Below are 11,675 nucleotides of genomic sequence, written 5' to 3'. Positions count from 1 at the left end.
TCTGGAACCGAGGGGAAGGACGTTCGGCGAGGAGGAGCGCGCGGGCCTCGGTGCCGAACGCCCCGCACAGCACGGCGGAGTCCAGAACCCGCAGCACCGCCGCGCGCTCCTCCTCGCCGAACGTCCTTCCCCTCGGTTCCAGAACGGTGGGCAGCGGCAGTTCCCGTGGCGGCATCGGGGGACTATCCTCTCGGCAGCACGCGAATTACGGTCTGGGCCGAAAGTAGAACTCCCGCCGGGGGCCGTCAACGAGGCGTGACAGCAGCAGTCCACATCGGTGGGGTACGCGGTCCACATCGGTGGGGTACGCGCCGCGCCGCCTGCCGAACGGAGAGACGTCCCCATGCCGCTGACGGTCGGCGTCATAGGTCCCGACGACCTGGTCACGAAGGTGCTGGCGGTGGGCCGCCCGGGCGCGGCGGACGGCGGCGCGGGCGGAGGCGGTACGGGGCCGGTGAGGCTGCTGCCGCTGGCGTACCGTCACGAGGACGAGACCGCCGAGCGGGTGGCGCGGGCCCGGGCGGAGGCGGACGCGCTGCTGTTCACCGGGGTGGTGCCGTACGCGCGGGCGGAGGCGGACGGGCTGCTGGACCGGCCCGCGATGTACGTGCCGTACCACGGGGCGACGCTGCTGCGGGCGCTGGTGGAGCTGCTGAAGCTGGGGCACGATGTGTCCCGGGTGTCGGTGGACACGCTCCGGCGCGAGGAGGTGCTGGAGACGATGACCGAGGCGAAGCTGCCCACCGACCGGGTGCGGGTGCTGCCCCACCGGCCGGGGCTGACCTCGGAGCAGATCGTCGACTTCCATCTGGCGGCCGCCCGGGACGGCGGGGCGCGGGTGGCGGTGACCTGCCTCGGTTCGGCGCACCGGGCGCTGGAGCACCGGACGCACACGGTGCGCCTCGCGCCCTCCCGCCATTCGATACGGGCGGTGCTGCGGGCACTGGCGCCGGCGGCGGCGAGCCGCCGGGACGGTGACGCGCGGGTGGCGCTGGGGATCGTGGAGCTGCCGGGCGGGGCCGGGCTCGGGCCGGACGAGGTGCGGGCGCTCGGCGGCAGTCTGGCCGGGCTGCCGGACGGGCGGGCGCTGGTGGTGACGACCCGTGGGGCGCTGGAGTCGGCGACGTCCGGGTTCACCCGGATGCCGTTCCTCCAGGCGGCGGCACGGCACGGCGGGGCGCACGCCGGGTTCGGGCTGGGGCGCACGGCGGCCGAGGCGGAGGCGCTGGCCCGCCGGGCGGTGGGCCGGGCGCGGGCGGCGGGCCCGGTGGCCGGGGTGGTGTCGCTGGCCGGCGACGTGGACGTGGTGATCGCCCCGGACGGCGGCGCACCAGCGGGCGGCGCGGCGGACGATCCGGCGCTGCTGGCGCACCGGGCGGGGCTGCGGCCGGGGACGCTGGACCGGTTGCGGGAGCTGTCGAGGGGCCGGGAGGACGAGGGGTTGACGACCCGTCTGGTGGCGGAGCATCTGGCGGTGGAGCAGCGCACGGCCCGCCGCATCCTGAAGAGGCTGGAGCGGGCCGGGGTCGCCGAGCCGGCCGTGGTCGCCGCCGGGACCGGCCGCACCGGGCGGCCGCCGCTGGTCTACCGGGTGCGGCTGTAGGGCCGGTCGGGTGCCGATGGCGGGGCGCGGGGGCGCCACCGGGTACGGCTGGTACGTCGCGGCCCCCGCCAGTCGCGGAACAGCCGCCGGACGGGGCCTCGTCCGGCCCGGACGAAGGAGTACGCCCGTGCAGCCCAAGCAGCCCGCCGCCACCCTGCCGGCCACCGGGGCCGCCGTGCCCCGGCTGGTCACCGCCCTGGACACGCCCGCCGGTGTCGCCTCGGTGCGCACCGGGGTGGTGCGGGCCCGCTACCGCCGCCCGTTCGCGATCAGCAGCGGCGGCAGCGACGAGCTGGTGAGCCTGCTGGTGGAGGTGCGCACCGCCGACGGGGCGCGGGGGGTGGGCGAGGCGTCGCCGATGACCGCGTACACCGGGGAGACGCTGGCCGGACTGCGGGCCGCGGTGGACGAGCACGCAGGGCCGGCCCTGCTCGGCCGCGACCCGCGGGACCTGGCGGGCGCGCACGCGGCGATGGACGCGGCGATCCGGGGCCAGCACCTGGCGAAGGCGGCGCTGGACATGGCGCTGCACGACCTGGTGGCCCGGGCCGCCGGGTGGCCGCTGCACCTGCTGCTGGGCGGTGGGCGGCCGGGCGGCTCGGTGCCCACGGCCTGGGTGGTGGGGCTCGGCACCGAGGACGAGATGGCCGAGGAGGCGGTGCGGTACGCGCGGGCCGGGTTCCGGCACGTGAAGCTGAAGGGCGGGGAGGACCCGGCGCGGGACGTGGCGCTGGTGGCGGCGGTGCGGGCGGCGCTGCCGGAGGCGGTGGAGCTGTCGCTGGACGCCAACGAGGGGTACGCCCCGTCCGGCGCGGCCCGTACGGCGGCGAGGCTGGCGGACGCCGGTCTGGACCTGCTGGAGCAGCCGCTGCCGCGCTGGGACCTGGACGGGATGGCGGCGCTGCGGGCGGCCGGCGGGGTGCGGGTGATGGCCGACGAGTCGGTGCAGTCGGCGCACGACGCCCTGGAGGTGGTGCGGCGGGGCGCGGCCGATGTGCTGAACATCAAGGTCCTCAAGGTGGGCGGGCTGTTCCGGGCGCGGCAGATCGCGGCGCTGGCCGAGACCGCGGGCCTGGCGGTGAAGGTGGGCACCATGCCGGAGCTGGGCGTGGCGACGCTGGCGGCGGCGCATCTGTCGGCGGCCCTGCCGCACGCCACCGTGCCGGCCGACCTGGTGGGCCCGCTGCTGGTGGAGGCCGAGCCGCTGGCCCCGGCCGCGTTCGCCGGAGCGGCGGAGACCGGCCGGGTGGCGGTGCCGGCCGCCCCGGGCCTGGGGCACGGCCTGGACGCGCGGCCCGAGGTGTTCGCCTAGGGCCGGACCGAGGAGGGAGGGGAGGCGTCACCGGGCAGGTGGCGGCACACGGGTCGGGCCAAGGGACCGGCAAGGCGAGGCGGGCGTCGACCGCGTCCGAGGCGCTGAGCGCGCAGCTCGCCGAGGTGAACGCGCGCAGCCGGCAGGACCCCGGCGCGGGCTAGGACCCGTCTGCCTGGGGCAGCGCCGTGCGGCCCCAGGCCGTGCCGGCCAGGATCAGGACGACGCCGAACAGGCCGAGCCAGCCGGGGCGGTCGCCGGCCAGGGCGATGCCGGTGGCGGCGGCCCAGACCGGTTCGGTGCCGAGCAGGAGGCTGACCCGGGAGGGGGAGGTGCGGCGTACCGCCCACATCTGGACGAAGAAGCCGAGCAGCGTGCAGAAGACGGCCAGGTAGACCAGGCCGAGCCAGTCGCCGGGGTCGAAGGCGGCGGCCGCCTGCCAGGGCGCGGCGCCGGAGCCGGGGGCGGCGCAGAGGAGGGCGAAGACGGCCAGTGCGGTGGCGAGTTGCACGGTCGTCAGGGACAGCGCGTCCGCGTCCCGGACGCCGCGCATCCGGGACATGGCCAGCACGTGGACGGTACGGGCCACGGCGGCGCAGAGCATCAGCAGATCGCCCAGGGACGGTTCGGTGAAGCCCGCGCCCTGGGTGAGCAGGATGACGCCGAGGACGGAGAGCGCCGCCCCCGCGGCCAGCGGGCGCGGCAGCGGCGTGCGGCTGAGCCGGCTCTCCGCGATCGGCGTCATGATCATGGTGAGGCTGATGATGAGCCCGGCGTTGGTGGCCGAGGTGTGCACCACCCCGTAGGTCTCCAGGACGAAGATGGCCGCCAGGATCAGTCCCAGGACGCCCGCGCCGCGCAGCGCCGGTCCGTCCAGCGTCCGCAGCCGGCGCCGGCCGGCCGCCACCAGCACCGGCACCACCAGGGCGAACCGCAGGAACAGCACGGCCATGACGGTCTGGGCCGTGGTGACGCCCTTGGCCGCCAGATAGCTGGAGCCCCACGCCGCCGCGACCAGCAGCAGCGGCAGATCGGTCAACCAGGCACGGCGGTTCGCGGCGGTGGCGGTGGCGGTGGTCATCGGCGGGCTCCTTGTTCGGACGCCGTGATCATGTCAGAACGGGTCCGGGCCCGGAACGCGCAGGCCACGAGGGGCGATAACCCGGTGTTATGGCCGGTTGTTAGTACCCAGTTCACGCCGCCTTCGCAATTCTGGTGCGGCCAAGACCCCCCACACGCGGTCCCCAACGCGTGTCTTCGCCATACCCGAAACGAGGAAGCCTTGCGTATCCCCAAGCTCCTTACGGCCGCTGCCGCCACGGCCACCGCCGTGCTCGCGCTGCTGGCCCCCACCGCCGCGGCGGCTCCCGCCCCCGTCCCGGCCGGCCCCGGCACCTCCGCCGTGCAGCCGATCATCGGCGGCGGCCAGGCGTCCAGCGGTCCCTGGGCCGCGCGCCTGCTGTCCAACGGCCGCGAGACCTGTTCAGCCACCATCATCGCGCCGACCTGGATCCTCACCGCCAAGCACTGCGTCAGCGGCGGCGGGCTGTCGTTCCGCATCGGCAGCCTGGACCAGCACAGCGGCGGCACCCTCGCCAACGGCGTGCAGACCTACACCCACAGCTCCGACCTGGCCCTGGTCAGGCTGGACCGGTCCGTCTCGGCGACCTACGCCCGGCTCGGCCAGCCCGGCTCGGTGAGCGTCGGGCAGAGCGTCCAGGTGTACGGCTGGGGGGCCACCTCCCAGTGCGGCTCGGAGGCGAACTGCCAGTCCCGCTACCTGAAGGTGGCGAACGTGACGGTGACCGGCGGCTGCGGTGACGCCTACGGCGGCTCGGCCATCTGCGCCCGCCGCGGCAACGGCATCACGGCCGGCGGCGACTCCGGCGGCCCGATGATGGCGAACGGCGTCCAGGTGGGCGTGGCGTCCACCAGCGACCGCCAGACCACCACCGCGTACACCAACGTCACCGCCTACCGCTCCTGGATCCGGTCGGTGGCCGGGGTCTGACCCCCGCTTCCCGCACAGCGAGACGGCGCCCCGCACCTGCATGGTGCGGGGCGCCGCCGTGTCCTCCGCCCGGCCGTACGCCACGCAGCATGATCATGCAGGGAGGCAGGATGCGAGGAAGGTGGCCCAGCGGCCCGGACCTGCGACTTCATGGCTGTTCACAGCAGGAATGTGACCGATCCGGGGATGAGGGCCTACGATACATACATGTCCAAGGTACTGAATAAGCTTCCAGTGGGTGAGCGCGTCGGCATCGCGTTTTCGGGCGGGCTGGACACGTCGGTCGCGGTGGCGTGGATGCGTGAGCGCGGCGCGGTCCCCTTTGCGTACACGGCCGACATCGGCCAGTACGACGAGCCGGACCTCAGCGACGTGCCGGAACGCGGACTCGCCTACGGCGCGGAGAAGGCGCGCCTGGTCGACTGCCGCGAGGCGCTGGTGGAGGAGGGCCTGGCCGCGCTGGCCTGCGGCGCCTTCCACATCCGCTCGGCCGGCCAGGCGTACTTCAACACCACCCCGCTCGGCCGCGCCGTCACCGGCACCCTGCTGGTGCGGGCGATGCGCGAAGACGACGTCTTCATCTGGGGCGACGGCTCGACCTACAAGGGCAACGACATCGAGCGGTTCTACCGCTACGGGCTGCTCGCCAACCCGGCGCTGCGGATCTACAAGCCCTGGCTGGACCGCTCGTTCGTGGAGGAGCTGGGCGGGCGGCACGAGATGTCGGCCTGGCTCAGCGAGCGGGACCTGCCCTACCGGGACTCCGCGGAGAAGGCGTACTCCACCGACGCCAACATCTGGGGAGCCACCCACGAGGCGAAGCGGCTGGAGTACCTGGACACCCCGCTGGAGATCGTCAGCCCGATCATGGGCGTGCGGTTCTGGGACGAGTCGGTGCAGATCCCCGCCGAGGACGTCACCGTGGAGTTCGAGCAGGGCCGCCCGGTGCGGATCAACGGCGAGTCCTTCGACTCCCCCGTCGGCCTGGTCATGGCGGCCAACGCGATCGGCGGCCGGCACGGGCTCGGCATGTCCGACCAGATCGAGAACCGGATCATCGAGGCGAAGAGCCGCGGCGTGTACGAGGCGCCCGGCATGGCGCTGCTGCACCTGGCGTACGAGCGGCTGCTCAACGCCATCCACAACGAGGACACCGTGGCGATGTACCACGGCGAGGGTCGCCGGCTGGGACGGCTGCTGTACGAGGGCCGCTGGTTCGACCCGCAGGCGCTGATGCTGCGGGAGAGCCTGGTGCGCTGGGTCGGCCACCCGGTCACCGGCAGCGTGACGGTGCGGCTGCGGCGCGGGAACGACTACACGGTGCTGGACACCCAGGGCCCGCATCTGAGCTACCACCCGGAGAAGCTCTCCATGGAGCGCAGCACCGACCCGGCGTTCTTCCCGGACGACCGGATCGGCCAGCTCACCATGCGCAACCTCGACATCGCCGACTCGCGCAGCAAGCTGGAGCAGTACGCGGCGGGCGGCCAGCTCACCGCCTGGAGCGGACTGATCGGCGAGCTGCCCCCGGGCGGCGCGGAGACCATCGCGGCCGGCAGCCACGGCGAGGGCGTGCCGGTGGACTCCGACGCGCTGGACGCCGCGGCGATCGAGTCCGGCACGGACTGACGCCCGTCCCACGCGGCGCCGGTCCCGGTCAGACGCCCGGGACCGGCGCGGGCGCTCATGGAATGCCCGGAACGGGGTACGCGGCGAGGACGCCGCCCCCGGGCGGCACACGTGACACCAGCACTACGGAGGTAGCCATGTCGTCCAAGCGCCGTCGCAAGAAGAAGGCACGCCGCAACAACGCCGCAAACCACGGCCGCCGCCCCCAGTCCTGAGCACACCCCCGACCGACGCACCGCGCCCCGCGGCCCTCTCCGGACGGAGAGGACGCGGGGCGGGGTGTGTGCCGGGCCGCGATCAGGTGCGGTAGGCGTAGAACGCGGCGTTCGGGTAGGACGAGACGATGCTCGTCACCGAACGGCGCAGGGTGTTGGTCGAGTGGTACGTCAGGTAGGGCACGCCACCCTGGCGGGAGGTGACGATCATGGTGTGGTCCTTGGACCCGTCCTTGTCGAAGTCGACCTGGAGCACGTCGCCGACGTCCATCTGGTAGACGTTGGCGAGGCTGGTGGTGCGCTTGGAGTTCTGCGCGAACCAGGACCACTCGTTGACGCCGACGAAGGAGTGCGACTGGATGTCGGCGGTGCCGAACCAGCGGGTGTAGTCGTAGACGTAGCCCGGCACGTGCTTCCAGCCGCCGGCCTTGAGGGACTGGCTGACGAAGTTGGTGCAGTCGCCGCCCGCGCCGGCCCCGTTGAAGTTGGGGTAGGCCGGGTTGTAGTTGCGCCAGTACGTCTCGGCGTAGCGGGCCATCGCCTTGTAGTCGTACGCGCCGCCGGTGAGGTTCTTGGGGGCGGCCGCGGGGCGCCTGGTGGTGGCCGCGCGGGGCGCGGAGGGGGTGGTGCTCTTGGGCGCGGTGGCGGCGGTGCGCGGCTTGGCGACGGCGTTGGGCGCGAGGTAGCCGTCGCCGGTCTCGCGGACCTTCGTCAGCTTCCAGGAGCCCCGGTCGTCGGCCTTGAAGGTCAGCTCGTGGTGGGCCTGGAAGCCGGTGGTCTTCGGCTCGTCGCCGCTGACCTTCTTGTAGGTCAGCGTGGTGGTCTCGGTGACCGTGACGACGGCGGTGCGGCCCTTGACCCTGGTGCGGTCCAGGGTGACGGCGGTGCTGCCGGCGCTGTACTTCTCGCCGGTGCGGGCCAGGCGCTCCTTGCGGTCGCCGAGCTGCTTCACGGTGTCGCCCTCGGCGCGGTCGACGCCGGAGGAGAGCGCCACCTTGCCCGAGAAGCCGTCCGTCAGGGCCTTCTTGCCCCGGCGGGGCTGGTCGACCAGGGCGTTGGTGCGGTCGGTGAAGACCGCGTCGGCCAGGCGCTGGAACGTGGCCTTGGTCGTGGCGTCCACCTGCGGCTGGACCGTCGTGGAGGCGCCGGCGCTCCAGTTGGGCAGCAGCGCGGCGCCCGCGACGGCCGATGCGGCGGCCGCCGTGAGTATCGTCGCCCGGCGCCGCGTGTGCTTGAGTTTTCTTGACTTCACTGGTGTTTCCCCTCTGTCCCCGGCGCAGGGCCGCCGAGGTAAGCGGCATCTTCGCATGGCATGTGTGCCTGCTGTGAAGAGGATTGCGCGGCCGAGGGGCGGGTGTTACCGGACCGTCACCAGGGGCGTGCGGAGCGGCCGCCGGCCGTCACTTCACGACGCTGGACCAGTCCGGGGACTGGGCCGGGTCCAGACTGCGCAGCCGCTCCAGGGTGGCGGGTTTCTGGGCGTCCATCCAGTCGGCAAGCTCCTTGAAGGAGACGCACTTGACGTCCTTCTTGGTGCACACGTTCTCGATCATCTGGTCGACGGCCTTCATGTAGATGCCGCCGTTCCACTCCTCGAAGTGGTTGCCGATGAACAGCGGGGCGCGGCTGCCGTAGTAGACGCGGTCGAACCCGGCCATGTACGTGTCCAGGGTCTCCTGCTGCCACTGCGGGTACATGGCCGGGTCGCCCTCGGTCTTCCCCTCGGACTGGTTGTAGAGGAAGTTGAAGTCCATGGACAGGCCCTGGTACTTGCCGCCCTCGTAGGGAAGCATCTGCAACGGGAAGTCCCAGATGCCGTTCTTCTTCGCCGGCCATATCTGGAAGTCGCCGGCGGAGCTGGCGTCGTAGCGCCAGCCGAGGCCCTTGGCGGCCTTGAGGAGGTTGGCCTGGCCCTCCAGGCAGGGGGCGCGGCCGCCGGCGACCTCGCGGCGGATGTCGAAGGGCAGCGGGTCGAGGTCGGTGCGGCCGGTATTGGTCTTCCACTTCTCCACGAAGCCGTAGAACTGCTCGATCTCGCTCTTCCACTCCGACACGCTCCACTCGCCGCCGCCCTTGGGGCCGCAGAAGTGTCCGTTGAAGTGGGTGCCGATCTCGTTGCCGTCCTTCCAGGCTCCGGAGAGCTGCTCCAGGGTGGTGAGGACGTGCTCGTCGGTGGGGAAGCTGATGGCCGCGGTGCCCTCGGGGTGCTGCGGCGGGGTGTACAGCTCCTTCTTGGCCTTGGGCAGCACGTAGATGCCGGTGAGGAAGAAGGTCATGTGGGCGTCGTGCTTGCGGGCCATCTCCCGGTAGTGCGCGAAGAGCCCGTCGTCGCCCTGGAGCGCGCCGTCCCAGGAGAAGACCACGAACTGGGGCGGCTTCTCGCCGGGCTTGAGCGGTACGGGCTTCAACTGGTCCTTCTGCGGGCCGGTGTACGAGGTCGAGCCGTCGCCGATCACCTTGACCTCGCCGTCCCACGGCTCGCCCTTGACCCGGGAGACCGGCTGCCGTTTTGAGTCGACCGACGCGGACGCGGTCGGGGCGCTGTCGTCGCCGCCGGAGAGCACCAGGTAGCCGGCGAGGACGGAGCCGACGGCGAGCGACGCCCCCAGGGTGAGGACGCCGGGGCGGGCGGGGAGGCGGCGGCGGGACGCTTCGGGCGCCTTGCGGCGCCGGCCCGACGGCTTGTTCATCTGCGGCTCAATCTCTCGGGGGCGGGGGCGAATGCCGGTCGCGCCGGTAGTCAGCCGAGCGGGCTCAGGGCGTCCGACCAGATGCCGTACGGGACGCTGTCGGCGGCCGTGCCGTCCAGGCCCTCCAGCGGCAGGGGTTCGAGGCTCTTGGACAGGTCGATGCGGTAGGCGACGACCGCGGTGGACACCTTCTGCTCGGTGCCGACGAACCAGGCGGCGGTCTTGTCCTCGGTGGTGCCCTTCTTCCCGGCGATCTCGCCCTTCGCCTTCGCGGCGGCCTCCGGGCGGGCGGTGGCGAAGGCGTCGGTGAGCGCGGACTGCACCGCGCGGGCCGTCTCCGCGCTCATCGCCTTGCGGCTGCCGGGGGTGTCGACGTCGACCTTGTGCCCGTTGCGGGTGACCTTGCGGACCGCGTACGGCTCGGTGTGCCGGCCCTCGGCGGCGAAGGTGGCGTAGCCGCTGGCCATCCGGATGGCGCTGGGCGTGGAGCTGCCGCCGGACAGCGCGGGGACCTGGGCCCCGAGACTGGAGGGCAGCAGCCCGGCGGCCTCCGCGGTGGAGCGGACCTTGTCGAGACCGGTGTCCATGCCCAGTTGCATGAAGGTGGTGTTGACGGAGAGGCCGAGCGCCCGCTTCAGGGAGATCTGCCCGTAGGAGCGGCCGCCGTCGTTCTTGGCGGCGACCTTGCGGCCGCTGCGGTCCCAGTACGGCCCTTCGGGTGTGGTGACGGGGACGCCGTCGTCGCCGCCGTACAGGGTCTCGCCGGTCACCGGCTCGGCCGCGCCGTCGCGGCTCTTGCGCACGCCGTGCTCCAGGGCCGCGGCGTAGACGAACGGCTGGAACGCCGAGCCGGCGCGCACGGTGGTCGCGTTGGACTCGTTGTAGCCCTGCTTGCGGTGGTCGGGGCCGCCGTGGACGGCGAGGATGCGGCCGTCGGCGGCGACGGACGCGGCCCCGTAGTGGGCGTGCTCCGCCGCCTTGGGGTTGTCCTTCTTCGCCTTGTCGCGGGCCTTGGTGACGGCCGCGGTGAGCTGGTCCACCCGCTTCTTGTCGAAGGTGGTGTAGATCTGGTAGCCGCCGCGGTCGAAGTCCTGGTCGGAGATGTGCGCGGTCTTCTTGGCGTACTGGGTGGCGAGTTCGACCAGGTAGTCGGACTGCTCACCGGTGTTGTAGAGCGGGTTGACGTCCAGCGGCTCGGGGAACGTCCGGTAGCGGGCGCGCTCCTCGGGCGAGAGCTTGCCGATCTTCACCATCCGGTCGAGCGTCCAGCGCCACCGCTCCTCGGCCCGCGCGTGGTTGGCGGTGCTGAGCGTCGGGTCGTACAGTCCGGCGCCCTTGAGCAGGGAGGCGAGGAAGGCGGCCTCGCTGGCGTTCAGTTCGCCGACGTCCTTGCCGTAGTACGCCTGGGCGGCGCGCTGGATGCCGTACGTGCCGCGGCCGAACCAGCTCGTGTTGAGGTAGCCCTCCAGGATCTCGTCCTTGCTCATCTTGTTGTCGAGCTTGAGCGCCATCATGGCCTCGATGAGCTTGCGGCTGTAGGTCTGCTCCTGGCTGAGGTAGGCGTTCTTGACGTACTGCTGGGTGATGGTGGAGCCGCCCTGGGTGTCGCCCTGCCCGAGGGTGCGGAAGACGGCCCGGCTCAGGCCCTTGGCGGAGATGCCCGGGTCGCTGTAGAAGCTCTCGTTCTCCGCGGCGAGCACCGCCCAGCGCACGCCCTCGGGCACGTCGGACAGCGGCATCGCCTGCCGCTGCACCCAGCCGGTGCGGGCCATCGGGGTGCCGTCGGCCCAGAAGTAGACGTTGTCCTGCTGGGTGGCGAAGCTGTTGAGGTTGTCCGGGATGTCGGTGGCGGCGTAGGCGACGGCCAGGAAGAGGGTGCTCAGACCGAACGAGGTGAGGACCGCGCCGCCGGTCTGCCGCCAGGACGGGACCCAGCGCCGCCAGCCGGCCCGGCCGGGGCGCGGGTAGTGCGGCCGCATCCGGCGCACCCGGGGGCCGAGCACCGCGACGGCGGCGGCGAGGAAGGCGGTGACGGCCGCGATCACCGGCGCCAGTCTCGGCCCGAGGGCGGCGGTCAGCCGGGCGGCCGGCGTGGGCTTGGCCTTGCGGCGGCCCCGGCTCCGGGCGGAGGACCCGGGTTTGGCGGCGGAGGGGCGGGACATACGGGATCCGGTGCGCCGGGTCGAGGCGTCGGCGGAAGAGCCGGACTCCGGAG

General features: G+C 73.0%; 8 protein-coding genes. 4 read left to right on the top strand and 4 right to left on the bottom strand.

What is annotated here, in order from left to right:
- The first annotated feature begins 343 nt into the window (after positions 1-343).
- Positions 344-1,603 carry a hypothetical protein gene (locus tag C6N75_RS17080; RefSeq protein WP_105869767.1) on the top strand — a complete coding sequence of 420 codons (1,260 nt, stop codon included), beginning with the start codon at positions 344-346 and terminating at the stop codon, positions 1,601-1,603.
- A gap of 127 nt (positions 1,604-1,730) precedes the next feature.
- Positions 1,731-2,915 (top strand): mandelate racemase/muconate lactonizing enzyme family protein, encoded by a 1,185-nt coding sequence (locus C6N75_RS17075; RefSeq protein WP_258177462.1) that lies wholly within the window; start codon positions 1,731-1,733, stop codon positions 2,913-2,915.
- Positions 2,916-3,075: 160 nt separating this feature from the next.
- On the opposite strand, the gene C6N75_RS17070 is transcribed toward C6N75_RS17075, so the two are convergent.
- Positions 3,076-3,996 (bottom strand): DMT family transporter, encoded by a 921-nt coding sequence (locus C6N75_RS17070; protein WP_105869765.1) that lies wholly within the window; start codon positions 3,994-3,996, stop codon positions 3,076-3,078.
- A gap of 201 nt (positions 3,997-4,197) precedes the next feature.
- Here C6N75_RS17070 and C6N75_RS17065 point away from each other — a divergent pair, with 201 nt between their 5' ends.
- Both C6N75_RS17065 and argG read left to right on the top strand, forming a co-directional pair.
- Entirely contained in the window at positions 4,198-4,926 is a 729-nt protein-coding gene (locus tag C6N75_RS17065; RefSeq protein ID WP_105869764.1) for a S1 family peptidase, read from the top strand.
- A gap of 207 nt (positions 4,927-5,133) precedes the next feature.
- Positions 5,134-6,555: an argininosuccinate synthase gene (gene argG / locus C6N75_RS17060; RefSeq protein ID WP_105869763.1), complete on the top strand. Its 1,422-nt coding sequence runs from the start codon at positions 5,134-5,136 to the stop codon at positions 6,553-6,555.
- A gap of 297 nt (positions 6,556-6,852) precedes the next feature.
- On the opposite strand, the gene C6N75_RS17055 is transcribed toward argG, so the two are convergent.
- The 3 genes from C6N75_RS17055 to C6N75_RS17045 all read right to left on the bottom strand — a co-directional run bounded on the left by C6N75_RS17055 (position 6,853) and on the right by C6N75_RS17045 (position 11,622).
- Positions 6,853-8,022 carry an amidase domain-containing protein gene (locus C6N75_RS17055; protein ID WP_105869762.1) on the bottom strand — a complete coding sequence of 390 codons (1,170 nt, stop codon included), beginning with the start codon at positions 8,020-8,022 and terminating at the stop codon, positions 6,853-6,855.
- Between the two features lie 148 nt (positions 8,023-8,170).
- The gene (locus C6N75_RS17050; protein WP_105869761.1) at positions 8,171-9,460 is read right to left on the bottom strand and encodes a polysaccharide deacetylase family protein; all 1,290 of its coding nucleotides are present in this window, start codon (positions 9,458-9,460) and stop codon (positions 8,171-8,173) included.
- Positions 9,461-9,510: 50 nt separating this feature from the next.
- Positions 9,511-11,622, bottom strand: a complete 2,112-nt coding sequence (locus C6N75_RS17045; RefSeq protein ID WP_105869768.1) for a transglycosylase domain-containing protein — start codon at positions 11,620-11,622, stop codon at positions 9,511-9,513.
- Positions 11,623-11,675: the final 53 nt, after the last annotated feature.

The sequence above is a fragment of the Streptomyces solincola genome (assembly GCF_002982015.1).
GTDB lineage: Bacteria > Actinomycetota > Actinomycetes > Streptomycetales > Streptomycetaceae > Streptomyces > Streptomyces solincola.
This window is presented reverse-complemented; position numbering and strand designations above follow the sequence as displayed.